Here is a 24,744-nt window from a genome sequence, read left to right as displayed (position 1 = left end):
ATTCTCTCCGCCGTCATTCCGGGGCGCGCGTAGCGCGAACCCGGAATCCATTGAGCCGCGATGCAAGTGGTGAGATGGATTCCGGGCTCGCGACTTCGTCGCGCCCCGGAATGACGAAACGAAGGATCCTCACTTCCCCTCCCGCTGCTTCATGCGCGGATCGAGGGCGTCGCGGGCGGCGTCGCCGATCAGGTTGATGCTGAGGATGGCGATGGAGAGCAACAGGCCCGGCCAGAAGATCAGCGACGGCTTGATCTGGAAGTACTGGCGGCCCTCGGCCATGATGTTGCCCCAGGTCGGCGTCTCCGGCGAAATGCCGGCGCCGAGGAAGGAGAGGATGGCCTCGGTCAGGATGGCGCTGGCGCAGATATAGGTGCCCTGGACGATCAGCGGCGCGATCGTGTTGGGCATCAAATGGCGCCACATGATCTTCGGCAGGCTCGAGCCGACCGAGATCGCGGCCTCGACGTAAGGCTCCTCGCGCGCCGACAGCACGACGGAGCGGACCAAGCGGGCCACGCGCGGAATCTCGGGGATCGTGATCGCGATCAGCACGGTCCAGAGGCTGGCGCCGGAGAGCGACACCACGGCGATCGCGAGCAGGATGCTCGGCATCGCCATCAGGCCGTCCATGACGCGCATCATCACGGAATCGACCAGCTTGAAGAAGCCGGAGACGAGGCCGATCGCAAGGCCGATGGCGATCGACAGGATCGCCGCGCCGATGCCGATCAGGAGCGAGACGCGGCCGCCATAGATCACGCGCGACAACAGGTCGCGGCCGTAGGCGTCGGTGCCGAGCAGGAATTGCGCGGAGGACGGCTTGAGCCGCTGCGACGGGGCGAGCTGGATCGGATCGTGCGGCGCGATCAGCGGCGCCAGGATCGAGATCAGCACGATCAAGGCGAGCAGGACCGTCGCCGCGGCGATGATCGGCGTCGAGGTGAGGAATCCGAAGCGCGGCCGCAGCGGCGACGTGATCGGAATGGAGGACTGGGGAAAGGTATCGACCGACATTTTGTTCTTGTCCTTGCCTCAGTACCGGATCCGGGGATCGAGCAGGGTGTAGGCGACGTCGATGAGAAGATTGACCACGACGTAGATCAGCGAGGTCAGCAGGATCATCGCCTGGATCACCGGATAATCGCGCGCCAGCACCGCATCCACGGTCAGGCGGCCGATGCCGGGGATGTTGAACACGCTCTCGGTCACGACGACGCCGGAGATCAAGAGCGCAAAGCCGGTGCCGATCACGGTGATCACGGGCACGGCGGCGTTGCGCAGCGCATGGCGCATCATCACCGCGACCTCGTTGATGCCCTTCGCGCGCGCCGTTCGCACGTAGTCCTCGCCGAGCACGTCGAGCATCGCCGCACGCGTCATGCGCGCGATCAGTGCGATGTAGATGAAGGACAGCGCGCAGGTCGGCAGGATCATGCGCTCGAAGAACGGACCGAAGCCGTTGAAGATGCTACGGAAGCCCTGCACCGGCACCAAGCGCAGCTCGATCGCGAAGACCTGGATGAGGACATAGCCGACCACGAACACCGGCACCGAGAAGCCGAGCACGGACAGACCCATCACGAAACGGTCGATCCAGGTGCCGTGCTTCCACGCCGCGATCACCCCCAAGGGAACTGCGACGATGACGGCGAGGATGATGGTGCACAGCGCGATCGAGATCGACGGCTCGACGCGCTGGCCGATCATCTTCATGACAGGCAGGTTGGAGATCAGCGAGGTTCCGAGATCGCCATGCAGCAGCTTGTTCACCCAGGTGATGAACTGCACGATCAACGGCTCATTGAGACCGAGCGATTCGCGGATGCGCTCGAGCCGTTCCGGCGTCGCGTTGTCGCCGGCGAGGATCGCGGCGGGATCGCCGGGGGTGAGGCGGAGCAGGAGGAACACGAACAGCGCGACCACGCCCATCACGGGCACGGCGGCGAGAATTCGGCGAAGGAGATATCCGAGCAAGGTGGATCCGTCAGTTTAGAGTCAAATCGGTGGCAGCGGCGAGAGGTCAGTTCTGCCACCAGCCTAACATTTCAGCAATTCCCGTGCCATGAGGGCCACAGTTTTTGCGGTGCAGCCAGTCCTGATGGGGCGGTCAAAGCGGAGCGTGCCCACCTCCTTTCACTCAGGAAGGTGGGCCCGGCGCTTTGCGCCTTTGCCCACCCTGCGGAATAGCTTCGCGATCACTCCAGCGTCGCCAGCAGCCCCGCCATCAGCCGACCACGCTCAACGAGACTTTCGACTTCGATATACTCCTCCAGCGTGTGGCCATTGCCGCCGCGCACGCCGAGGCCGTCGAGCGTCGGGATTCCCATCGCGCCGGTGAAGTTGCCGTCGGAGCCGCCGCCGGAGCTTGCATGCGGCAGTTCCATGCCAAGGGATTTGGCGATGCCGCGCGCCTTCTCATACAGCGCCATGGTGCCGGCATCCGGCTCCCAGACCGGCCGCGTCACGCCACGCGTGACCTTGAAGGTGACATCGTTGCTGGTGCCCGACAGCGCCAGCATCCGCTCGACACCGCGATCGAGATCGGCCTGGCGCTTGGCCATCGACAGCGCTTCGCCCGTCGCGGTGGTGGCAACGCAATTGACCCACTGCCCGCCGTGCACGACGCCGACCGAGAAGGTGCAATCCTCCGTCGTCATCGCGTCGATGCTGAGAATCTGCCGCGCCATCTCGCGGATCGCCGAGCGTCCCGCCGACAGCGTGGCGCCGGCGTGGCTCGGCCGGCCCGTCGCCTCGAGGTTGAAGCGTGCGATGGCGTAACGTCCGGTGGTGACGCCGTTGTCGGCGCGACCGGGCTCCGGCACCAGCACGTATTTGTTGCGCGCGGCCTCAGCCTCGATGATGTCGCGCGTCGAGGGCGTGCCGACTTCCTCGTCCGGCGTGAACAGCACCGTGATCGGCAGCGGCGTGGTGAAGGATGCGCGCGCCAGCTGCCGGATCGCTTCCAGCGAGAGATAATTGCCGCCCTTCATGTCGTAGATGCCGGGGCCGTAGCATCTGTTGCCCTCGCGCCGCCATGTCAGCTTCTCGATGGTGCCGACCGGGTGGACGGTGTCCATGTGGCCGGCGATCAGGATGCCCGGCTCGCCCTGCTTCGGGTGGGGAAAGCGCGCGCGGATGACGCCGGCAAAACCCTGGCGGCCGGCGATGCGCTCGATCGTCGCACCCATGATCGCCATATCCCGCGCCGCGATATCGAGCATGCGGTCCACGGCGCCTGCGTTCCAGGTCGGACTTTCGCATTCGACCCAGCCGCGCAAGCCCTCGAGCATGGCCTCGGAATCAAAGGGGAGATTGGCAGGATTCATCTCAATGTCTCTCGAGCTGGAAAGATGGAACGCGCATTGCATCGGCGCGGTCAGGACAAGTGGAGGTGTTGTAGAGCCAAATCGATCCCGGTGGAGCCCGTGCATGCGCCGCAAGGGCTTGCAACGAAACCGGATTGACGCGCTCGGCACTGTCTGCAAGTCTCGAAAAGATAAAGGCATTGCATATGGTTAGTTCGCCCAAAGAACGAACCGGATGCTCAACCAATAATCCGCCTTTGAACAGTTTCACGTCAGGAGAACTTTCTATGTTCCACTTCATGCGCCGGGGGCCTCGTGCGTTCGCCTCCACACTTGCGCTGTCGGTCGTCGCGCTTTCGACCGCGCTGGCCTCGCCAGTGCTTGCGGCCGGCAAGACCCTCACCGCAGTGATGCACTCGGATTTGCGCATCATCGACCCGATCTTCACCACGGCCTACATCACGCGTGACCATGGCTACATGGTTTACGACACGCTGGTGGCCACCGATTCCAACTTCAAGGTCCAGCCGCAGATGGCGGACTGGAAGATCTCCGACGACAAGCTCACCTACACCTTCACGCTGCGCGACGGTCTGAAGTGGCATGACGGTGCGCCGGTTACGGCGGAAGATTGCGTCGCTTCGCTGAAGCGCTGGGCCGCGGTCGACGGCATGGGCCAGAAGCTCTTGGACTTCACCGCCAGCATCGAGGCGACCGACGCCAAGACCATCACGCTGAAGCTGAAGGAGCCCTACGGCCTCGTCCTCGATTCCATCGGCAAGCCGTCCTCGCGCGTCGCCTTCATGATGCCGAAGCGCCTTGCCGAGACGCCGGCGGATAAGCAGATTCCCGAGCAGATCGGCTCGGGCCCCTTCAAGTTCGTGCAGGGAGAATTCCAGCCCGGTGTGAAGGCGGTCTACGTCAAGAACACCGATTACGTGCCGCGCAAGGAGCCGGCGAGCTGGACCTCCGGCGGCAAGGTGGTGAAGGTCGATCGCGTCGAGTGGCTCACCATGCCGGACTCGCAGACCGCGGTGAATGCGCTGCAGTCGGGCGACATCGACTTCATGGAGAACCTGCCGTTCGACATGCTGCCGGTGCTGGAAGCGAACAAGGAGCTCACGATCCAGGTCCTGAACAAGTTCGGCTTTCAGACTCTCGGCCGGATGAACTTCCTTCATCCGCCGTTCGACAACGTGAAGGTGCGGCGTGCAGCGTTGCTGGCGATCAATCAGAAGGACGTGCTCGACGCGCTGGTCGGCAATGCCAAATATCAGAAGATCTGCGGCGCCTTCTTCATTTGCGACACGCCGCTCGCGACCGATGCAGGCTCCGAGACCCTGGTAAAGGGGAACGGCATGGCGGAAGCCAAGAAGGCGCTCGCCGAGTCCGGCTATGACGGCACGCCGATCGTGATCATGGCCCCCGGCGACGTCACGACGCTGAAGGCGCAGCCGATCGTCGCGGCCCAGCTGCTGCGCGAAGCCGGCTTCAAGGTCGACCTGCAGGCAACCGACTGGCAGACGGTGGTGAGCCGCCGTGCGAGCCAGAAGCCGCCGAAGGAAGGCGGCTGGAACATGTTCTTCACCAACTGGGTCGCGGCCGACGTGTCCAACCCGATCGCCAATCTCTCGATCGGCGGGCAGGGCAAGAAAGGCTGGTTCGGCTGGGCGGAGGACGCCAAGATCGAGCAGCTCAAGGACGCTTTCGTCCGCGCGTCCTCGATCGACGAGCAGAAGAAGATCGCCGCCGACATCCAGAAGCAAGCCTATGAGCAGGTGATCTACATTCCGCTCGGGCAGTATCTCATCCCGAGCGGCTGGCGCAAATCGCTGGCCGGCGTGCTCGACGGTCCCGCGACGCCGGTGTTCTGGAACGTCGACAAGTCGGAGTAAGGCGGGGACCTCCTTCGTGACCTCGGACAAAAAGGCGGCGCCGCTGATCAGCGGCGCCGCTCGTCTTTTCGGGCCGATGCTCTGGTCGACATGGGCAGAGAAGTCATCGCGATCGGCAAAGCTCAGGTAGCCGCCACACGCTCTGTCATTGCGAGCGAAGCGAAGCAATCCAGAATCTTTCCGCAGAGGCAGTCTGGATTGCTTCGTCGCTTCGCTCCTCGCAATGACGGGTGAGAGAGCGGGATCTCTACGAAGGCGCGTGCTTTTAACCCTTCCAATCTGCAATTCTTGCTATTTGCTTCAATCCTGAAATAGATGCGTCGTCCGCGCGCATCTTTTTTCCGTCTTCAAATCTGATTCTCGTGCCGATCGATTTTGCACTTCAGGCGATGGCCGAACGGTCAGATCGCGCACCGGCGCGTTGGCGGCGGCCGTTCCTGCGCTGGCTCGACGGTGTCGAGGCCGGCTGGGCCGTGCCGCTTCTCATCGCCTGCTTCGTTGTGATCTGGACGCTCTATCTGGCGATCGCCTATGCCGGCGGCGGTCTGCACCCCGATACGCTCGAGGCCTGGACCTTGGGCCGGCATTTCGCCTGGGGCTATCACAAGCACCCGCCCTTGAGCGGCTGGATTGCCGCCGCCTGGACCTCCGTCTTCCCACTCAGCGACTGGTCGTTGCAGTTGATGGCGATGGCCAATGCCGGGCTTGCATTGGTCTTCGTCGACCGCATCGCGCGGCAATTCGTGACCGGGCACAGGCGCGTCCTGGTGCTGCTGCTCCTGATGCTGACGCCGGTCTATCAATTTCACGCCCAGCGCTTCAATGCCAATTCGGTGCTGCTGGCAATCTGGCCGCTTGCGACCTGGTGCTTCCTGCGCGCATTCGAGACGCGCGCCTGGTCCTGGGCAATCGCGGCGGGATGCACCACCGCGCTGGCGATGGTCGGCAAATATTACTCGATCTTCCTCGTCGCGAGCTTCGCCTTGGCCGCGCTGGCGCACCCGGCGCGGCGCGCTTATTTCAGCTCGGCTTCGCCATGGATATCGGTGGTCGTGGGGCTCGCGGCGCTGTCGCCCCACATCCATTGGCTCGCGACCACGGGCGCCTCGACCTTCACCTACGCGCTGGCGCATGCCAACGGCAACCTCGCAACCTCACTCCACGAGGTGAGAAACTTTCTGCTCGGGCTGGCCGCGGCGATGAGCATATCGGCCGTGATCTGGCTGCTCATCGCAGGACCGCGCCTGAGGCGGTTTCCGGCCGACTTCGCGGCCATGAGCCCGGGCCTGCGGCTTCTGTTCTACGTCGCGATCGGCACGATCGTGCTTCCGCTGCTGACGTCGCTTGTGATGGGCACCGATTTGCCGTCACTCTGGGCGTTGCAGGGCCTGTTCCTGTTCGCCATTCTCGTGGTCTGCGGCACGAGCTATCCGATCGAGCGCTTCCACACGGTCAACGTCACGATGATCGTTGCCGGCGCTGCGCTCGCCGCCGTCCTGGTCGCGGCGCCGATCCATGCCGTCCATCGCAACGATCACGGCTATGAAGAGGGCCGGAATTTTTACGTGCAGGCGGCCAACGAATTAACGCGCCAGTGGCGCGAGGTGACCGGCGAGCCGCTGAGCGCCGTCAGCGGCGACGATGCACTCGCCTTCGCGACGGCGTTCTACAGCCCGGACCATCCCTATTACGCGCGGCCGTTCGCGCATCAATACACCTGGGGCCTGCCGCGCAGGACGACGCTGGACCGCGGCTGGGCCGCACTCTGTTTCCAGGGGCAGGAGCACTGCAATCGCTGGCTGGAATGGGTGTCCGCCCGTGGCGGACGTTTCGTCAGGCGCGAGTTCACCGTGCAGGCCTCGCTATGGGGCCGGCTTGGCGTGTCTCGCGAGGTGATCGTGCTGATGGCGCTGCCGCAAGCAAGCCCGGCACCGAGCGCTGCGGATGATTTCAGCGCCAGCCGGCGAGGAACCCACTAGAGGTCGTTCTGAAATGCGATGAAATGAAATCAATTCGCTGCAGCGACCGAGGTGCGCTCCCTCTCCCGCTTGCGGGAGAGGGTTGGGGAGAGGGTGCTTCCACGACGGGACAATCTCCAAGAGGAGAAAGCCCTCGCCCGGCGCGGCCATCGATTTGACCTAGCAATGGCTGTCGCGCACCTGCTCGAGCCCCTCGCTCGCAAGAGGCGCGGTGAACGTGACCTGCTCGGCCCGCGGTTCAGACGGCTCCACATTTTGAAGCTTTGCCTCGGCGTGGTCTTCGCGATGTTCCAGTTCCATTACAGCATCCTCTAGAATTGCTGCAGGACAACATCGAGGCCGCCTCCTGGTTCCTCAGACGGGACGATGCTGCGGCCTGAACAGCCGTCCCTTCTCGACCACCAGCACGATCGCGACCGCGGCGAGGGTGGACAGGAAGAAGCCGATCGAGAAGGGCAGCAGCGTGCCGTCGAAGCTCTGCCCGATCGCCATGCCGACCACGATTCCGATCAGCGTGGTGATCGAGCCGTAGAGCGAGGAGGCGGTGCCGGCGATGTGGCCCTGTGGCTCCATCGCGAGCGCGGTGAAGTTGGCGACCATCATGCCGAACGAGAACATCATCAGGGCGGAGAGCACCATGAACAGGGCGAGTGGCAGCACGCCGAGGCATTCCGTCAGCAGCATCACGCCGGCCACGAATGTGTAGAGCATCAGCGCGCCGTGCGAGATGACGCGCATGCCGAGCCGGCCGACCAGCCTCGCGTTGAGGAAGCCGGCGATGGCGGTGCCGGCGGCGATCGCGGCGAAAGCGAGCGGGAAATATCGGCCGAGATGATAGATGCCGGTGAAGACCTGCTGGGCGCAAAAGACATAGGCGAACAGCGCGCCGATGACGCTGCCGGCCGCCGTGGCATAGCCGATGGTCTGGCGATGGGTCACGGTCTGCCGGAACGCCGAGAGCACGTCCGCGGGCGCCAGCGATCGGCGCTCGGACTGGGGGAGGGTTTCGGGCAGCCGCAGCACGCACCATGCGAGTGCGAGCAAGCCGTAGAGCATCAGCACCACGAAGATGCCGCGCCACGCCGTCACCAGCAGCACCGCCTGTCCGAACGAGGGGGCGACCACGGGCACCGCGATGAACACCATCATGGCGAGCGACATCACGCTCGCCATGCGGCGGCCGACATAGCAGTCGCGTACGATCGAGGTCGCGATCACGCGCGTCGCCGAGGTGCCGAGCCCCTGGAGCGCACGCGCCAGCAACAGCGTCTCGAACGAGGGCGCGGCGACCGCCAGCACGCTCGCCACCGCATAGACCGCCATGCCGCCGAGCAGCACCGGCCGGCGTCCGAAACGGTCCGACAGCGGGCCCATGACGAACTGGCCGGCGCCAAAGCCGATCAGGAAGGTCGACAGCACGAGTTGCAGATGGTTCTCGACGGGAATCTTGAAGGCGGCGCCGATGTTCGGCAGCGCTGGCAACATCATGTCCATGGCGAGCGGATTCAGCGCCATGATGGACGCGATCACGATGACGAATTCCGGAAAACCCATCGGGCGGTGTCCCGCGGACACCCAATCGTCGGCATTGACGTCAGACAAGAAGCTTACCCCTGCAATCGAAGGACTTATCTAGCCCTGATGCTGCGTTGCACAACCCATGTTTCGGGATGGCTGGCAGGCGGAGCAGGGGCGGTCAAGACCTGGCGAGGCCCCCGCTGCCGGCCATGGTCATGCTCGACCGATCGCGGCGCGCATGGAAGCGCTTTCCGAAACCGCGTCAACGAGGGTAGGGCCCGGCAACCAGGGATTAACCATAAGATCGCGCATGGCCCGCCGGGGAGATGAATCGGCAACCCGTCCTGTCCATTGTGGCCGGACCGGCTGCCGCAACGGCGCCGGGAGAAGCCAGGCCAAGCAGGGTATCGCCCGTGTCCGACATGTCCGGTGCAGCACGATGGTTGGCGCCTGCGGCGAGTGCCGGCAGGCGCAACGTCTGGCTTGCCTGCCTGATCGCGCTGACGGCGCTGCTGGCGCTCGGCAATCTCGCCAACGATGCCTCGCTCGACCTGCCATATGGCTGGGACGTCCGGGTCAATTGCGCAGCCGTCGATGCGCATGCCGAAGGGCTCGATCCCTACTTCGTCAAGAACCTGAAGGGCACCAATTATTCTTACCCCTATCTGCCGGTGACGCTGGACGTTTTCCGTCCCCTCTGCGCGGGCGGTGTTCTGGTCGATCATTACAGAAGCATCTATCTCGTCCTCGCCGTGCTCTGCGGGTTGCTTCTGCCCGGCCTCGGCCGGACGCGTCCCGGCGCGCGCGATGCTGGCCTGAAGGTGCTCTGCGCGCTCGGCGCGTTCGTCGGTTTCGAATTTGTGCTGGCGTCGGGGAATTTTGCGCTGCTGAGCGGTGTGCTGACCGCGATCGCGCTGAAGCTCCTGCTGCGTCCGCTCGCGTCCGGACGAGATCTGAGCTTTTCCTTGCGCCTCGGCGGCGCTGCGCTGCTCGGCCTCGTGACCTCGTTCAAGCTGGTGTTCTTCCCGGTGCTGGCGGCGCTCTATTTCCTGCCGCTGCCGCGCGGCCGCAAGCTGGCCTTGATCGCGGTGGGCGCGTTCGCCTTCGCGTTGCCGGTCGCGGTGTCGCGGCTGCTGTATCCCGATCTGTTCGCGAGCTGGCTGCTCGCGATCGCAGGACAGATTCCCGGCCAGCATGCCGTCGGTCTCGTCGAGACCAATCCGTCGCTCTTGCTGCTGGCGCGCGACCTCATGGCCCAGGCCGGCTTCGGCGACAGCAAGCCGGCGATGTTGGCGGCCTATGCGCTCGCGGCACTCGCGCTGGTGCTCGTGCCGTTCGCGCAGTCCGTCCTGCGCGCGGCCGCGAGCGGATCGGCGCGGGGATGGACATCGCTCCCGACCGAGCTCGATCGCTGGCTGATGGATCACCCCCGCACGGCCATGCGCATTACGGTGCTCGCCATGTTCGCGCTCTATCTCTGCTCGCCGCGTCTGAAGGAATATGCCTTCTTCGAGCTCGCGCTCTATGCCGCGATCCTCATCGTCGATCTTCCGCCCCTGGCGCTCGCCGCCATCCTCGGCGTCGGCCTCGCCTTGCCGGCACTGGTCTCGCTTCTGGGAGCGCCGATCGAGGGCACCTTCATCCTCCTCGCCTCCGCGCTGATCTGCTTCTGGATCCTGCTGCTCGATTTCCGCGCGGAGCCGAAGCGCCTCGAGCAGGGATGATTCAATCGAGTGGTGCGGGCAGCCGGGGTCGAACCGGCACAGCGCTTGCGCACCGAGGGATTTTAAGTCCCTTGCGTCTACCAATTCCGCCATGCCCGCTTGATCCAACGAGATCAAACACTTAAGTCCGTTCCGGCGGTCTGGAATTGGCGCGTTCGTCGCCGAAAGGACGGTTCTTCCTTAAGCGAGCCGGGCGCACAAGGCAAAGCCTCAATCCGGACATCTGTTGCTGCTTTAGGCATTCTCAATCCACGGGGGCTATTCATCCGGCATGGCTGCTTCGTTTTCCTCTTCGCTGCGCGGCGATGGCGCGCTGTTCGCGCTGCTTGCGGCTGGCCTCGCGCTGTCCGGCTGCGCCAGCGTGAGCGAAACGATCGCGCCGGCCTTCGCCGATCCCGCCAAATACGAATTGTACGATTGCAAGCAGCTGGAGACCGAGCGCAAGGGGCTCGCCAAGCGCACTGACGATCTGCGGGCGCTGATGCAGAAGGCCGAGACCGGGACCGGTGGCGCGGTCGTGTCCGAGCTCGCTTATCGCAACGATTATGTCGCCGTGCGCGGGCAGGCCCAAATGGCCGAGGACGCCTGGCGCCGCAACAGATGCCGGGAGTCGCCGCCTGAGGAGCCGCCGCCTCCGGCATCGCCGGCGGCCGCCGCCAAGCCCGCATCAAAATCCGGCAAGGCCGCCCGCTGAGGCGTCCTGCCGCGCGCGGTTCGCATCAGGGTCGCCAGCCGTAGATCCAGTCCTGCCGCGCCAGCATGCGCTCCGGGCCGAGCGCGCGGATCGCGAGATCGCGTGCGAGCGCCAGTGGTCCACTGAGATGATAGATGCGGCCCTGCTGCCGCGCGGTCCGCTGCACCCGCCGCACCCGCGCCTGGCGCGCACGGCCGTATTGCGTCAGCGCGGCGGCAACCTCTTTGCTGCTCTCGGCGGCCTCGAGGCTCAAGTGCCGGGCGAGCACGGCGGCATCCTCGATCGCCATGCCGGCGCCTTGCGCTGCGAACGGCAGCATCGCATGCACGGCATCGCCGAGCAGCGCCACCGAACCCTTGCTCCAGGGGCAGCCGTCGGGGACGCCGAACAGCGCCCATTTGCGCCAGCTGTCGACCGCGGCGAGCATCATCCGCGCCGCCGGCGGCCAGCGTGGGCCGGCAAAGGCGTCCATCGCCTCGCTGACATCGCCGGGCGTGCTCCAGCCCGGCCGGTTCCAGGTGCCCGGCAGCACCGCGACCACATTGATCTGGCGTCCGCCCGCGATCGGATAGGCGACCAGATGGGCGTTCGGTCCCATCCAGAGCTGCACCCGGCGCGCGGTATAGTCCTTCGGCAGTTGGGTGGCATCGAGCGTGCCGCGCCAGGCGATCAGGCCGGAGAAGCGCGGCTGCACCTCGGGAAACAGATGCTGGCGCACCGTCGACCAGATGCCATCGGCGCCGATCAGCGCGCTGGCGAGATCGCTGCGGCGGATCGTGCCGCTGCGATGGACCACCGTCAGGCCCTTGGCATGGGGCGCCACATCCTCGAACGTCGCGCCCAGCTTCAGATCGATGTCGGGATGGTCGGCAACGGCGCCGGCGAGGGCCGATTGCAGGTCGGCACGGTGCACCACCCAATAGGGCGCGCCGGCGCGCGCGGATGAGGCTTCGCCGAGCGGCATGCGCAGCAGCTCGCCGCCGGCGCGCGCGCTCATGATCGAAACCGCCTCCGGGGTGACGGCGCGAAGCTTGAGGCGTTCGGTCAGGCCGAGCTCGACCAGCACGCGGCTGGCATTGGGGGAGAGCTGCAGGCCGGCGCCGACTTCCTCCAGGCGTTCGGCCTTTTCCAGCACGACGATGCGGAAGCCGCGCGCCGCGAGCGCGAGTGCGGCCGTCAGGCCACCGATGCCGGCACCGGCGATGACAATCGTTCGGGAGAGCGCCACCCCTTAACCGGTGGACGCGGTCAGGCCACCTTGTCCTTCAGCACGCATTCCGGCGGGCGGGCTTCGCCCGCCTTCAGGTCGGCCGCGAAGCGGTACAGCGTCGAGCAATAGGGGCAGATGATCTCGTTGTCGTTGCCAAGGTCGAGGAAGACGTGCGGATGGTCGAACGGAGGGTTGGCGCCCACGCACATGAACTCTTGCGAGCCGATCTCGATGACGGGGACACCGGCATCGTTATGAAAGTGCGGGACGACATGGTCGGACATCGTAGTTCATCCTGGAGTGGCAGAGGCGGCAGACACAATCAACGACTGACGCGGCATCTTTGAGGCGCCGCGGACCATACTGGCGGGTGCAGATGATTGCTAGTCCAATGGAACCGAAAAGCTCCGCAAGCGCCCCATGCTCATTGGCTCATGCAAATTCGACACAATCTTGCGGCCTGAGAGAAGCCCTTCTTTCGTCGGGGACGTTGTGTCGCAATTTTGGCATACTATCTCTGTGGTTGCGTGAAATCGGGACGAAAGGCGTATCGTTCCGCGCGGGCATCCAAGGGCATCCGAGCTTTTCCACATGAAGTGGTTTCGAATCAGTACGGCGTTGGCGGGAGTGGCCGCGTGCGGCTTCATGCTTGCGCAGGTGGCGCCGCATGCCCGCGAGGCCGGCGCGATCCTGGCCGCCCAGGACGATCCGGCCTCACTCTCCGAGCTGAAGCTCGATGCAGTCCTGCGGCACAACGACCGCCTGGTTCAGGACAATATCGAGGCCGCGCTCGCCGCCGGCGATGCCGATCTCGCCGACAGTTTCGTGGCGCTGGCGCGTGACCGCAACATCGCGCTTCCCGACGATCTCCTGAGCCGCGTCGGCGACGCCGTGAAAGCCGAGAATTCGACCTCGCATTTCGCCAAGCGCTTCGCCACCGGTCTCGTCACCGGCAACGCGGACGATGTCGCGAGCCTGTCCGGGACCGTGGCCGGCGATCTCTTCGTGTTCGGCGACATCAGGGACGTGGTGCGCGAGGGCAAGCACCTCGCCATGGGCGAGGACACCGACCGCCTCGTGCTCTCTCTTGCGGCGGCCGGCCTTGCGGTGACGGCGGCAACCTACGTCTCCGTCGGCGGTGCCGCGCCGGTGCGCGCCGGGCTGACGCTGGTGAAGGATGCGCGCAAGCTCGGACGGCTCGGCGAGGGGCTCGCCGCATGGGCCGGCCGGTCCGCGCGCGAGGTCGTCGACACGCCGATGCTCCGGAACGCAGTGGCATCAGGCTCGGTGCTGCGCCCTGGCCAGACCGTGAGCGCGATCAAGGCCGCGTTCCGCGCAGAGAAGGCCGGTGCGCTGGTCCGGCTCGGCAAGGACGTCACGCGCGTCGCCGGAAAGACCGGCACGCGGGGCGCCATGGATACGCTGCGCATCGCCGAAGGCCCGAAGGACGTCGCCCGCGCGGCGCGGCTTGCGGAAGCGCAAGGCGGCAAGACGCGTGCGATCATTAAGCTGCTCGGCCGTGGCGCGCTGCTGCTCGTCGGCGGCGCGTTCGATCTGGCGCTCTGGCTGTTTGGCGCGGTCGTGACCCTGTTCGGCCTGCTCTCCTCCATCAAGGCGACGACCGAGCGCCTGACCCAGGCCTGGTGCGATCGCAGGCGAGCGCGGCGGCTTCGCCGCGCGCAGATCGCCGCCGAAGCTGCGCTGGAAGCTGCGGCTCTCAAGGCCTAAAGCAGACGAAATTGCGGTCAATCGTCGGCGCGCTCCGGGTCATTGTTTGAGCATGATCTCCGCGCAAGCGCGCTCCGCGTTTGTCGCGCGGAAAAACCGCTGCACATCTGTCCGGATCGTGCTCTAAGATCAGCCATTCCCCTCCAGACCTCACGGAACTGATGATGCCGAGCTTTCACAACGGCGCCGTTGAAATTGCCTATCTCGACGAAGGCGAGGGCGATCCGATCATCCTGGTGCACGGCTTTGCCTCCAGCAAGAACGTGAACTGGGTCTACCCGACCTGGGTTTCGGAACTGCGCAAGAACGGCCGGCGCGTGATTGCGCTCGACAATCGCGGCCACGGCGAGAGCGCAAAGCTCTACGAGCCCGCGCAATATTCGATTCCCGTGATGGCCGGCGACGTGCTCGCGCTGATGGATCATCTCGCCATCCCGCAGGCCGACATCATGGGCTATTCGATGGGCGGGCGGATGACGGCCTGGCTCTCCCTCAACGAGCCGCAGCGCCTGCGCTCGGCGATCCTCGGCGGCATCGGCATCGGCGGCCTGATCGAGGGCAGCGGCCCCGGCGAGAACGTGGCGAAGGCGCTGGAGGCGCCCGCGCTGGATGACGTCACCGATCCCGTCGGCCGCACGTTTCGCGCGTTCGCCGACCAGACCCGTTCCGACCGCCGTGCGCTCGCCGCGTGCCTGCGCGGCACGCGCGATCTCATGACCCGCGAGGAAGCCGCGCGCATCGACGTGCCGGTGCTGATCGCAGTCGGCAGCGCCGACGACGTCGCAGGAAGCGCCAGCGCGCTCGGCGCCATCATCCCCGGCGCGGAAGTGCTGGACATTCCGAACCGCGACCACATGCGTGCGGTCGGCGACAAGGTCTACAAGACCGGCGTGCTGGAGTTTTTGGCGCGGCGGGGGTGAGGCGGCAAAGCTGCTTCACACCGCCTTGTCGCTGAACAAGGCGGGAAGCGTCTTGAGGAACGAGATGACGCGCTGCGTGCGCAGCGGCGGGCGGCGGTCGGAGGTACGCACCATCCATAGCGGTTCCTCAGGTGCGCGCCAGGGCGCCAGCACTTCGACCAGCCGGCCGGTGCGAATGTCTTCGCCAACGAGCCACGATGGCCCCCAGCCGATCCCAAACCCATTCGCGATCAAAGCGAGCGAAGCATGCGCGTCGTCGCAAATGTGCTTGGGCTTGGGCGTGACGCGCATGGGTCCCTTCCCGCGCGGATCGGCGAAGCGCCAGGTCAGGATCTGACCGCTCGCGGGATTGCGGAAGCCGACGTGGTCGTGCGCGGAAAGCTCAAAGGGAGTGGCCGGCGCGCCGCGCGCGTTCAGATAGGCGGGCGAAGCGCATGCGATCCAGGAGAACGTGCAAAGCCGCCGGGCCTGATGGCCGGGCGCGCGGTCGAGGGGCCCTGAGCGGATCGCGACGTCGACGCCTTCCGCCGCGAGATCGAGAATCTCGTTGCGGAATTTGACCTCGATCTCGAGCTCCGGTCGTTCCCGCAGGAACGTGGGCAGCCGCGGCAGGATGCAGGCGCGCGCGAACGAAGCGGGGGCGGTCACGCGCACCCGTCCGCCATCGTCGCGCGCGACTTCGCCGAGCGCGGATTGGACATGGGCGAGACTTTCAACCAAGGCGCGTCCCGCCGCCATCAGCCGGTCGCCCTCTTCGGTCAGCGCCAACGAATGGGTGGAGCGATGCAAAAGCCGCAACCCGTGGGCCTTTTCGAAGCGGGCGACCGCCTTGGACATCGCCGAGGTGGTCGTCCCCGCCCGGCGCGCGGCTTCGGCGAACGAGCCCGCCTCGACGACGCGGACGAAGGCGAGGAGACGCGAGAGGTCGGGAGGTAAAGTCGTTGTGGACATGTAGTCCACATAGCCATGGCCAGGCGATCACTACAAGAGACATTCCCGAACGGCTAATTCAGGGAGCGTCAGCGCGCATTCTGCGGCGCTTTAAAACGCGGGAAGTCCCATGAACCCCATCGAAATCACCCTGCAAGCCCTTGACGCCGCCGAGCGCGCGATTCCACCCGGCCAGCCGGTCTATATGCTCAATCTGCTGCGCTACCGCGCGCATGCGCGCTACGAGGACGGATTCGACGCCGCGCCCTGCTCGGGCCGCGAGGCTTTTCATGAACGCTACAGGCCGGCATTCCGGCGTCTTGCGGCCGGCAAGCCGCTCGCGCGGATGTTTTCCGGGCCGGTCCTCACGAGCCTCGTCGGCGCGTCAGGCGAACGCTGGGACGAAGCGGCGATCAATGAATACGGCGATTTCGCCACCTTCCGCTCGATCGTCGACACCGAGACTTACCGGCGCGAAGCCGCCCCGCATCGGCACGCGGCGCTCGAGGATTTCCGGCTGTTCGCGCTCGCCAAGGAGATGTGAAAAATTGTGGGTGAATTACGGTGACGGTGCAGAGATCACATGCGTGCGGTCGGCGACAAGGTCTACAAGACCGGCGCGCTGAAGTTCTTGTCACGGCGCGGGTGAGGCCATGTTGCCTGAGTTGCCACGCGCTTTGACGTCCTCGCCCAGTATCTTTTACGTTGTAGACGCTAGCTGCTCGAACGTGCCGACCTGGGCCCAAAGGGATCAGTTGCGATCCTTCCGCATTTTTGTCTTGAGATCATCCGTCAGGTGGCGAACGAAAAAATCAATCACTCGTTTTCGGCTGTCGGCCGTGGCGTCGGGGCTGTAGGCGAGCGTGTGTCCTCTGTATTTGAAGGGACGGTCGCGCTGTTGATCGAAGCCATGATGTGCGTTCGGATACTCGACCACGTCAAATTCGGCGCCGGCCACCCACTTGATGTTCTTGGCTCGCAGGCAGCCGTCTGGCAACGTCCAGTCGTCATTCCCGGCAACGAAGATCAACAGCGGCGATTGTATCGCGAAGTTCGGGCTGAATGCGTGGCACTCCGGGTAATAGGCCGCCGCGGCTCTAAATCGGGCTTCGGCTGTCCCCCTGGCGATCTCGATCGCTGCGCTACCTCCGCTGCTCAAGCCGAGCGCAAATAGATTGTCCTTGCTGACTTTCGGGTTCCTCTCCAGAAAAGCCTTCGCGTTAAAGGCATCGTCCTTTCGAAAGCGGGACGCCTCCATTCCACAACCCTTTCCTCCGCCGAGATTCCGCGGCCCGAAACTATCAAGAATGAATGCGCCAAAGCCGGCCGCTTGCAGGTTCTTCGCGTGCGCCTGAAGGGTCGCCACGCCAAACCGGTCGAGCCCGCCACAGGGATGCATCAAGACGACCACGGGAAAAGGCCCGGGTCCTGGAGGAAGCGACAAGGTGCCAGTCAGAATTGCGGTCCGCTCGGAAGGAGAGACAACGCTCTCGAACGAGAGCGTTTCAGCCTCGAGCCGGGTCGACAACAGGACCGTCAACGCGGCCGCAATGGTGCAGGCGACACGATGCATAGATTTTCCCCCTTTTGAATCCAAACAGCGCGGTTGTTATCGCCGTACAGGGCAGGCGGCAGTCCAGTCGATCCGAGCGACGTAACCGCGCGGCGTTTCTCCATGGAAATACGACCTCGACGAAGCGGAAGCTGCTAATGCCGATGGCGGCCGCCTGGTTGGCGAACGTCCTGGCCCGCATCGCCAGGTCCCCAACGCCGCGCCGCTGCCATCAGCGCCACGAACGTCGCAACCCACACCATGCGCGCGCCGTAGCGGTCGTGGGGCCCTGAGATCACGCCGCAGATGAAGGCGTTGCCGAGCAGCGCCAGCGTCACCGTTCCGGCCAGCAGCGTCAGATCGTCCAGCCGGCGGTTCGCCAGCGCTTGCGCAAGCAGCGCGACCAGCGCCAGCATCGAGGCCAGCGCGACCGGGACATGCAGCCAGTTCACGTAATCGAAATTGATACCCCAGTTCTGCTGCCGCGCCGCGCGCATCGGCGCGGCCTGTGCGGGGATGTAGCGCTCGATGATGCCGCGGGTGTGCGGGATCCAGCCGTTGGTGCCTTCGCCGGTCGCCACATGCAGCAATTGCTGCCCCATCGCGCGCAGCGCCGCGCCGGCCTGCCAGGCCGGATAATCCTTCAGCGACTGCACGACGATGGTGCCCATCTCATCGTTGAGCCCATCGAAGCGGCCGAGCGTGTTGAACATGCTCTGGCCCCACAGGAACTCGTCGGCGCTGGCCGGCAGCTCGTTGCGATAGGGGCAGAGCTTGTAACGTTCGCGCGGGCAACGGTCGTTGAGATATTGTGCGACGATGCCGTCCTGCATCATGCGGCCGAAGGCGACGCCGTAGCCGCCGGGCGTCCAGGCCAGCTTGCCGGACAGCGCGTAATTTGCCGACACCAGCATCAGGCCGCCCGCGACGATGGTGAGGCTCGCCTGCGTCAATCCGGCGAGCGGCAGCCGCCCGCCCGCGAACGGCCGCATCATCCAGCCGGCGGCGCACAGCCCCAGCAACACGCCGAGCGTGGCGCTGTGGGTCGCCACGGCAAAGGCGGTGAAGACGAACAGCGAAATCTTCTCGCGCGCCGAGGTGCGGCTTGCGCCGACCACCAGCAGAAACAGCGACAGCACCGCGAGCCCGGCAAAGATGTCGGTGAGCAGCATGCTCGCAAGCCAGGGCAGCGCGGTCGACAGCATCAGGCAGAAGCTGATCGCGACGAAGCGGAAGGTCTGCATCAAACCCATCACGCGAAGCGTGAGCTGCAGCAGCCACAGGGTCGCCAGCGACTGGACCGCGAGGTTGATCCAGAAGCCAAAACCCTCGCCATAGTGCAGGTAGAGGCCGAACACCGTGGAGCGGCTGGGGACGAGGTAGCCCTCGTACCAGCGCGCCAGATAGCCGCCGGTATCCCATTGCAACAGCGGATAGCCGTTCCAGACCGCCGGCGCGATCATCAGGAGGGGCAAGAGAAGTGGCAAGGCCACCGCCGCCAGCCGCAGCCAAAACGTATCAGCTGCGCGCGCGCGCAATTGATCGGTGGTGATGCTCAAATCCGCTCCCAGCCTCGCTTCGGACCAATGACCCCAATAACGGCTCAAAGAGAATTCACCAATAGTTTGAAGCCGCCCGGCTTGAATTTGGCGAAACTCTGACCACTTTGAGCCGACCTTGCCGCTTGGGGCGTCACAAGAAACTGTTGTGTTTCAAGGCCTTGGCATGCCCAATGGGGCAAGGTGCTGTTCACTCTCAGGCAAGCCCGTCAGGACTTTCTCGTCTAGACTGTGCTATACAGAGAGCAAAAGACGCCCATTCGAAGAGCAAAATTCCAAAGAGAAAATCCATGGCAGTGCATCAGGTCAATCCGGGAGGAAAGCTCGCATCGCTCGATCCGATCTGGGATCGGATCCGCGGCGAAGCGGAGGACATCGTCCGACGCGAGCCCGAGCTTGCGACCTTCATCTATTCGGCGGTGCTGCATCACGGCCGCCTCGAAGATTCGGTGGTCCACCGCGTCGCCGACCGGCTCGATCATTCCGCACTGTCGGGAGATCTCGTGCGCCAGGCCTATTCCGAGGCGCTGCGCGACGATCCTGATCTCGGCAACGCCTTCCGCGCCGATCTCGTTGCCGTCTACGACCGCGATCCCGCGACCTCGCGCTTCATCGATCCCTTGCTCTACTTCAAGGGCTTTCACGCCATCCAGACCCATCGCCTCGCGCACTGGCTCTATCTGAAGGGCCGCAAGGATTTCGCCTATTACCTTCAGAGCCGGTCCTCGGCGGTGTTCCAGACCGACATCAATCCCGCCGCGCGCATCGGCCGCGGCATCTTCCTCGACCACGCCACCGGCTTCGTCTGCGGCGAGACGGCTGTGATCGAAGACGACGTCTCGATCCTGCACGGCGTCACGCTCGGCGGCACCGGCAAGGAGAACGAGGACCGTCACCCCAAGATTCGCCACGGCGTCCTGATCGGGGCCGGCGCAAAAATCCTCGGCAATATCGAGATCGGCCATTGCGCGCGGATCGCCGCCGGTTCGGTCGTGGTCAAGCCGGTGCCGCACAATGTCACGGTCGCGGGCGTGCCGGCCAAGATCGTCGGCGAGGCCGGCTGCGCCGAGCCGTCGCGCACCATGGACCAGATGATCAACGCGATGGGGCTCTGAGCGGGCTTTTGACGCTGCGAAGGGCCGGATTTTCCGGCCCTTTTCGTCCCAAATTTCTTTGGCAATTCGTGCTGGCGGTTCGCCGCATCTCGTCCTAAAACCCGCCGACCATTTTCGATCGGAGACTTGCCGTGGACGTCAAAGAAGTCAGAAAGTTGGATGCGTATCTGAAGCGCGTATTCGGCAATCCCAAGATCCGCGTCGTGCCGCGGCCGAAGAAGGACGATTCCGCCGAAGTCTATATCGGCGAGGAATTCATCGGCGTGCTCTTCGTCGACGACGAGGACGACGATCGCTCGTTCCAGTTCCAGATGGCGATCCTCGAGGACGATCTGGTGGATCAGGAGTAGGTGCGGCGTCGCGCCCCGCTTGGGTCTCGCGAAGGCCTCTCAGTCGCACACTTCTACTAGTTGTGATGCCGAATTGGCCTTAATGTCTCGGACTATCCGACATCCGGATTTCACCGGACGACAGCCCGCGTTGTTACAGACCATTTGTCCAGATGCAGACGGCTTCGCGGGTGCAGCTTCGGTTTGCTTCCGCTCCGCATCTCGCTTCTTGGCGTCCTCGCGGGCCGCGACCGGCTTCTTGTCCTGCATCTTCTCGCATTCATTGTCGTCATTGACGCGATAGCCGGCGCGGCAGGTGATCTTCACGCAAGCATCGCCGTCCGCCTTGAAGCCGCGATCGCAGACCAGCGGGCAGACCCGGCCCGGCTTGGCCTTGATCGCATCGAGCGCCTCGAAGCTCGCGAGCTTGGCGTCGAATTTCGTTCCCGCATATTTGTTGAACAGCGTCAGCGAGCGCTGTGATGACGCATTCCAGTCGCCATCGGCAGCGGCGGCCAGACAACCGACGCGGCGCAGCTCCGACTGCACAAGCTTTGCGGTCTCTTGCGGCGAAAGACTGGGCGACGATTGAGTTGGGGTAACCGCCGCGACCTTCTGCTCGGCCTGTGCCTTGTCACTTGCCTGCCTTGCAGCGAGCTCGGCAGCCGCCTTGTCGTTCGCAGTCTTGTCGGCGAGCGCCTTTTCGGCGGCCTGCTTGTCGGCCAAGGCTTTGGCGACAGCCGCTTCTGCGTCCTTCCTGCGCTGCTCGGCAGCAGCTGCCTTGGCTTCCTCGACCTGCTTGGCTTTCTCCGCCGCTGCCTTGGCGTCCTCAGCGGCCTTCGCGGCGGCTGCTGCTTTCTCCTGCTCGGCCTTCTTGGCGCGGTCGGACGCCAGCTTTGCCTTCTCGTCCTCGGCCTGTCTGGCCTTCTCCGCAGCGGCGGCGCGGGTTTCTTCGGCGGCAATCTTGTTCAACTGACCCTTGGCGAGATCGGCATAGAAGCCGCTGGGAAAGCTAGCGAGGAAGGCGGTCCAGCCGTCACGCGTACCAAGCTGAAGCGCCAGCTCATAATCACGACGTACGGTGTCCTGTGGATTGGCTTGAGGGCCGGTGACGATTGGCTTGGCCGGAACCAGTGTCACGTCGTCGCCGCCGAGCGAGCCGTAGACAAACGGCTCCTGCTTGTTGCCGGTGGTCTTGAGCACATCATCGCGAACGAATCGAAAGGCCTTGCCGAGGTCGAGCCCCGGCGTCGGCAGGCGGTCGACCAGAGCCGTGGCAAACGGGCTGTTCTTCGCATCACCGTCCGAAGCCGTCGAGCCGGCCTTGGCCGCGAAGGCGACCATCGTGTTCGGGCTGGTCGGCTCGACCTTGGCGAGCCCGCGGCCGACGGCACGCGAGGCGATGGTACGCTTCATCGTCTTGGCGAAGGGATTGTCGCGGCAGGCGTCCAGGATGATGAGGCGCAGCTGCTTGGCCGGCTCGACCGCAAACAGCACCCGGTCGAGCGGGAACGCTTCGTCGAGAACGTCGGTGTCGGTCTCCAGCGCGGCATCGGTCGGGATCAGATAATTGGTGCCGTCAAGCTCGATGCCATGGCCGGCGTAGTAGACGACTGCAACGTCCGCATCTCGGACCTTGCTGCCGAACTCGCGCAATGCCTTGCGCATGTCGACGACGTTCAGATCAAGCTTGATGTCGACGGTATCGAACCCGGCCTTCCTGAACATGCCACCGACCAGGGCGGCATCGTTCGCGGGGTTCGCCAGCCTCGCCACGTTCGTGTAGGCCGAGTTGCCCATGACGAGCGCGACGCGCTTCTCGGCCAGCGCCGGTCCGGCTCCGACCCAGATCGCAACAATCAACAAAACAAACAGCCGAAGCCGCATTCCAGCCCCCGAATGCAATAGCGTCAGATTATTCGCAGGATAGCCAAACGCAATCTGTGCTCAGTGATATCAGTCACATATCCATGCGGCCATCCGGGCAAACCCCGGTGCCGTGAAAGACGCCGGCCCCCCAGTGGGCCACCGCATCGTGGCATCATGCCCTGTTTTGCCCCGACAGGTCAATCATTATTCGAAAAATACGAAAAAGCTCGATGCTGCCCACGCTTGGCTACTGTGCATGGGGTTGTTTTCGATTTTTTATTTCGGAGGCTCCAGCCGGCCCCGCTCAGCCCCGCGGCCCGCGCAGCTGCGCCGTCAGCCTGTCCATCGCCTCCGCCACGTCGCGCCATTGCGACAGCCAGCTTCGTGGAAAGCGGAAGGTGAGGTCGGCGCCGCCGACGCGGCGCTCGGCGAGGCACATGCCCGGGGTAGCCGCATCGCGCGTGCAGCGCGCGGTCAGCGCGGGGCTCGCAGCGGAATAGAGGTCCTCGCTGCCGTAGGGCGTGTCGGTGCGGAACATCCGCATGGTCAGGCCGTCCGCCGGCATCACTGCTGCCTGGTCGAGATAGCGCGGATAGATCGTGGCGGTTCGCTGCTCGGGCGAGAGCGCATCGTGATGGGCCGCGATCGACAGGAAGACGCGGTCGATCGATTGCAGCGCCGCTTCCGCCGTGTCGGAGGTGACGTGCTTGGGCGCGCCGGGCGGCTCCAGCGAAGGATAGAGGAAGTCGAGATCGATGCGTTCCTGCGGCCCCGAGTGCCGCTGGATCTTCATCCGGATCGCGGTGACCGGCAGGTTGAACAACGTGCCGCCGACGCTCACCGGCAGCTTGTCCGGGGCGTTCGCGCCGCCGCTGCCCCAGGTCGGCCACAACAGATAGGCGACGAGCGCGACCGCGCACGCCGCGGCAGCACCGCCGAGCACGATCGGGACGACGTGCGCCCGGGTGCGCGTGCGAGGGGACCTGAGGGAAGCTGCCGAGAACAAGGTCATGAATTGCGCAAGGTCGACCAGAGGTCGGCCGATGGCCGACGAATCAGCGGCGAATATGCCATGCGACGGCGGTTTCGCGGAGCGTTCCCGGCTGCGGGAAGCGGGGACGGCCCCTGCGCGGGCCGGCCGGCCGCGTTAACCTTTCCTTAAGGATAATGTAGCGTTAAGGCGCACTCTTTGTCACAGGAAGGCACGCGCGTTGCGTAAGGGCGGAGCAGTTCCGATGACACCTGAAGCTTTCAACACCTTCTTCTCGATCTGCATCGGTTTCGCGCTCGCGGGCGCGCTCGTGAACGGATACCAGGCGCTCGCGCAGCGGCCCGCCGGTTTCGGCCTGCTGCAAGACGGCGTGGCGCCGAAAACCTTCGCGGCGGTTCCGTTCCTGGTGTTCGCCGCGCCCTTCATCATCATGCGCAACACGCTGCGCGGCATGCGGGTGGAAAGCCGCCGCGTCGAATTCGTGATGATGGCAACCCTCATCGCCGGGTTCTGGAGCATGATGAGCGGCACCTTCTTCCTGATGACGCTGCGCGCCGCCGGCCTTCTGGCCTGATGCCCGCGCGCTCGAGCGCGGCCGGCCCTTTGCGTCGGGGCGGCCGTTTGGCTATGCCAGTCGTCAACGCGACAGGAGACCCCCATGGCCATCTACGAGCTCGACGGGCAGGCGCCCGACCTTCCCGCCGACGGCAATTATTTCATCGCCGAGACCGCGACCGTGATCGGCCGGGTGCGCCTGAAGCCGGGCGCGAGCGTCTGGTACGGCGCGGTGCTGCGCGGCGACAATGAGTGGATCGAGATCGGCGAGGGCGCCAACGTGCAGGACGGCTCGACCTGCCACACCGATCTCGGCTTTCCGCTCGTCATCGGCAGGAACTGCACCGTCGGCCACAACGTCATCCTGCACGGCTGCACCATCGAGGAGGGCGCGCTGATCGGCATGGGCTCGATCGTGATGAACGGCGCGAAGATCGGCCGCAACAGCATCGTCGGTGCCGGCTCCGTCATCACCGAGGGCAAGGAGTTCCCCGAGCGCTCGCTGATCATCGGCTCGCCCGCGCGCGTGATCCGCACCCTCGACGACGCGCAGGTGCAGAAGATGGGGAGTGCGGCGAGGTTCTATGTGGCCAACGGTCCGCGCTTCAAGCAGGGCCTGAAGCGGATCGGCTGATCAGCTGCCTTCGGATTGGCGCGCTTCGATCGCGCCTGCCACCTTTTTGTGGCCGGCGGCCCAGAGCGCGTGCTCGTCGCTGCCGTCGCGATAGGGATTGGCCTCAGCCGGAATGTCTTCGCGCGCGGCGCGTTCGCCCTCTGCAAATGGATCGCGATCGGTCATCGTGACTGCTCCTGCGTCGTCAAGCTGATGTGACGGCGTTTGTTCCGGAACAGGTCTTCGCGGCGACCG

25 protein-coding genes and 1 tRNA gene are annotated in these 24,744 nt (G+C 65.0%); 11 read left to right on the top strand and 15 right to left on the bottom strand.

Features of this window, described 5'->3' with window-relative positions; translation table 11 throughout:
• Window positions 1-129: 129 nt before the first annotated feature.
• The 4 genes from DCG74_RS28920 to DCG74_RS28905 all read right to left on the bottom strand — a co-directional run bounded on the left by DCG74_RS28920 (window position 130) and on the right by DCG74_RS28905 (window position 3,609).
• A complete protein-coding gene (locus DCG74_RS28920; RefSeq protein WP_172783059.1) occupies window positions 130-1,017 on the bottom strand; it encodes an ABC transporter permease in 888 nt (295 codons plus the stop codon).
• Between the two features lie 18 nt (window positions 1,018-1,035).
• Window positions 1,036-1,977, bottom strand: a complete 942-nt coding sequence (locus DCG74_RS28915) for an ABC transporter permease (protein ID WP_172783060.1) — start codon at window positions 1,975-1,977, stop codon at window positions 1,036-1,038.
• Window positions 1,978-2,198: 221 nt separating this feature from the next.
• Entirely contained in the window at window positions 2,199-3,329 is a 1,131-nt protein-coding gene (locus tag DCG74_RS28910) for a M20/M25/M40 family metallo-hydrolase (RefSeq protein WP_172783061.1), read from the bottom strand.
• 1 nt (window position 3,330) lies between these two features.
• Window positions 3,331-3,609, bottom strand: coding sequence for a hypothetical protein (locus tag DCG74_RS28905; RefSeq protein WP_172783062.1), 279 nt, complete (start codon window positions 3,607-3,609; stop codon window positions 3,331-3,333).
• On the opposite strand from DCG74_RS28905, the gene DCG74_RS28900 reads away from it, so the two are divergent.
• Window positions 3,596-5,203 carry an ABC transporter substrate-binding protein gene (locus tag DCG74_RS28900; RefSeq protein ID WP_172783063.1) on the top strand — a complete coding sequence of 536 codons (1,608 nt, stop codon included), beginning with the start codon at window positions 3,596-3,598 and terminating at the stop codon, window positions 5,201-5,203. The genes DCG74_RS28905 and DCG74_RS28900 overlap by 14 nt on opposite strands.
• 389 nt (window positions 5,204-5,592) lie before the next feature.
• Window positions 5,593-7,182 (top strand): glycosyltransferase family 39 protein, encoded by a 1,590-nt coding sequence (locus DCG74_RS28895; RefSeq protein WP_172783064.1) that lies wholly within the window; start codon window positions 5,593-5,595, stop codon window positions 7,180-7,182.
• Window positions 7,183-7,341: 159 nt separating this feature from the next.
• On the opposite strand, the gene DCG74_RS28890 is transcribed toward DCG74_RS28895, so the two are convergent.
• Entirely contained in the window at window positions 7,342-7,482 is a 141-nt protein-coding gene (locus DCG74_RS28890) for a hypothetical protein (RefSeq protein WP_172783065.1), read from the bottom strand.
• Window positions 7,483-7,536: 54 nt separating this feature from the next.
• Window positions 7,537-8,784, bottom strand: a complete 1,248-nt coding sequence (locus tag DCG74_RS28885) for a multidrug effflux MFS transporter (RefSeq protein WP_172783066.1) — start codon at window positions 8,782-8,784, stop codon at window positions 7,537-7,539.
• 338 nt (window positions 8,785-9,122) lie between these two features.
• On the opposite strand from DCG74_RS28885, the gene DCG74_RS28880 reads away from it, so the two are divergent.
• Window positions 9,123-10,424, top strand: coding sequence for a hypothetical protein (locus DCG74_RS28880; RefSeq protein ID WP_172783797.1), 1,302 nt, complete (start codon window positions 9,123-9,125; stop codon window positions 10,422-10,424).
• A 10-nt stretch (window positions 10,425-10,434) separates the two neighbouring features.
• On the opposite strand, the gene DCG74_RS28875 is transcribed toward DCG74_RS28880, so the two are convergent.
• Window positions 10,435-10,523 (bottom strand) — tRNA-Leu (locus DCG74_RS28875).
• A gap of 172 nt (window positions 10,524-10,695) precedes the next feature.
• Between DCG74_RS28875 and DCG74_RS28870 the strand changes: the two genes are divergently transcribed.
• Window positions 10,696-11,118, top strand: a complete 423-nt coding sequence (locus DCG74_RS28870) for a twin-arginine translocation pathway signal (protein ID WP_172783067.1) — start codon at window positions 10,696-10,698, stop codon at window positions 11,116-11,118.
• A gap of 25 nt (window positions 11,119-11,143) precedes the next feature.
• Here the strand turns inward: DCG74_RS28870 and DCG74_RS28865 are convergent, their stop codons facing one another.
• Both DCG74_RS28865 and DCG74_RS28860 read right to left on the bottom strand, forming a co-directional pair.
• On the bottom strand, window positions 11,144-12,346 hold the full coding sequence (locus tag DCG74_RS28865; RefSeq protein ID WP_172783068.1) for an FAD-dependent monooxygenase: 1,203 nt from the start codon (window positions 12,344-12,346) through the stop codon (window positions 11,144-11,146).
• Between the two features lie 20 nt (window positions 12,347-12,366).
• Entirely contained in the window at window positions 12,367-12,612 is a 246-nt protein-coding gene (locus DCG74_RS28860; RefSeq protein ID WP_007602543.1) for a zinc-finger domain-containing protein, read from the bottom strand.
• Between the two features lie 307 nt (window positions 12,613-12,919).
• On the opposite strand from DCG74_RS28860, the gene DCG74_RS28855 reads away from it, so the two are divergent.
• Together DCG74_RS28855 and DCG74_RS28850 are read left to right on the top strand one after the other, a co-directional pair.
• The gene (locus DCG74_RS28855; RefSeq protein WP_172783069.1) at window positions 12,920-14,056 is read left to right on the top strand and encodes a hypothetical protein; all 1,137 of its coding nucleotides are present in this window, start codon (window positions 12,920-12,922) and stop codon (window positions 14,054-14,056) included.
• A 164-nt stretch (window positions 14,057-14,220) separates the two neighbouring features.
• On the top strand, window positions 14,221-14,976 hold the full coding sequence (locus tag DCG74_RS28850; RefSeq protein WP_172783070.1) for an alpha/beta fold hydrolase: 756 nt from the start codon (window positions 14,221-14,223) through the stop codon (window positions 14,974-14,976).
• 15 nt (window positions 14,977-14,991) lie between these two features.
• Here the strand turns inward: DCG74_RS28850 and DCG74_RS28845 are convergent, their stop codons facing one another.
• Complete coding sequence (locus DCG74_RS28845; RefSeq protein ID WP_172783071.1) at window positions 14,992-15,927, bottom strand: LysR family transcriptional regulator; 936 nt, start codon at window positions 15,925-15,927, stop codon at window positions 14,992-14,994.
• A gap of 109 nt (window positions 15,928-16,036) precedes the next feature.
• Between DCG74_RS28845 and DCG74_RS28840 the strand changes: the two genes are divergently transcribed.
• Window positions 16,037-16,450 carry a hypothetical protein gene (locus DCG74_RS28840; protein WP_172783072.1) on the top strand — a complete coding sequence of 138 codons (414 nt, stop codon included), beginning with the start codon at window positions 16,037-16,039 and terminating at the stop codon, window positions 16,448-16,450.
• Window positions 16,451-16,657: 207 nt separating this feature from the next.
• On the opposite strand, the gene DCG74_RS28835 is transcribed toward DCG74_RS28840, so the two are convergent.
• Together DCG74_RS28835 and DCG74_RS28830 are read right to left on the bottom strand one after the other, a co-directional pair.
• The gene (locus DCG74_RS28835) at window positions 16,658-17,479 is read right to left on the bottom strand and encodes a dienelactone hydrolase family protein (RefSeq protein ID WP_172783073.1); all 822 of its coding nucleotides are present in this window, start codon (window positions 17,477-17,479) and stop codon (window positions 16,658-16,660) included.
• Window positions 17,480-17,613: 134 nt separating this feature from the next.
• Complete coding sequence (locus tag DCG74_RS28830) at window positions 17,614-19,017, bottom strand: hypothetical protein (protein WP_172783074.1); 1,404 nt, start codon at window positions 19,015-19,017, stop codon at window positions 17,614-17,616.
• Window positions 19,018-19,307: 290 nt separating this feature from the next.
• On the opposite strand from DCG74_RS28830, the gene cysE reads away from it, so the two are divergent.
• Together cysE and DCG74_RS28820 are read left to right on the top strand one after the other, a co-directional pair.
• Window positions 19,308-20,132 (top strand): serine O-acetyltransferase, encoded by an 825-nt coding sequence (gene cysE / locus DCG74_RS28825; RefSeq protein WP_172783075.1) that lies wholly within the window; start codon window positions 19,308-19,310, stop codon window positions 20,130-20,132.
• A 131-nt stretch (window positions 20,133-20,263) separates the two neighbouring features.
• Window positions 20,264-20,482, top strand: coding sequence for a DUF3126 family protein (locus tag DCG74_RS28820; RefSeq protein ID WP_007602550.1), 219 nt, complete (start codon window positions 20,264-20,266; stop codon window positions 20,480-20,482).
• A 39-nt stretch (window positions 20,483-20,521) separates the two neighbouring features.
• Here DCG74_RS28820 and DCG74_RS28815 read toward each other — a convergent pair whose 3' ends face one another.
• Window positions 20,522-22,348: a caspase family protein gene (locus tag DCG74_RS28815; RefSeq protein WP_172783076.1), complete on the bottom strand. Its 1,827-nt coding sequence runs from the start codon at window positions 22,346-22,348 to the stop codon at window positions 20,522-20,524.
• 286 nt (window positions 22,349-22,634) lie between these two features.
• Entirely contained in the window at window positions 22,635-23,342 is a 708-nt protein-coding gene (locus DCG74_RS28810) for a hypothetical protein (RefSeq protein ID WP_172783077.1), read from the bottom strand.
• Window positions 23,343-23,565: 223 nt separating this feature from the next.
• Between DCG74_RS28810 and DCG74_RS28805 the strand changes: the two genes are divergently transcribed.
• Window positions 23,566-23,895: a hypothetical protein gene (locus tag DCG74_RS28805; RefSeq protein WP_172783078.1), complete on the top strand. Its 330-nt coding sequence runs from the start codon at window positions 23,566-23,568 to the stop codon at window positions 23,893-23,895.
• Window positions 23,896-23,979: 84 nt separating this feature from the next.
• Complete coding sequence (locus DCG74_RS28800) at window positions 23,980-24,510, top strand: gamma carbonic anhydrase family protein (protein WP_172783079.1); 531 nt, start codon at window positions 23,980-23,982, stop codon at window positions 24,508-24,510.
• On the opposite strand, the gene DCG74_RS28795 is transcribed toward DCG74_RS28800, so the two are convergent.
• A complete protein-coding gene (locus tag DCG74_RS28795; protein ID WP_172783080.1) occupies window positions 24,511-24,675 on the bottom strand; it encodes a hypothetical protein in 165 nt (54 codons plus the stop codon).
• Window positions 24,676-24,744: the final 69 nt, after the last annotated feature.

This window comes from Bradyrhizobium sp. WBAH42 (genome assembly GCF_024585265.1).
Taxonomy (GTDB): domain Bacteria; phylum Pseudomonadota; class Alphaproteobacteria; order Rhizobiales; family Xanthobacteraceae; genus Bradyrhizobium.
Note: the sequence above shows the minus strand (reverse complement) of the source record. Positions and strands in the feature narration are given on the sequence as shown.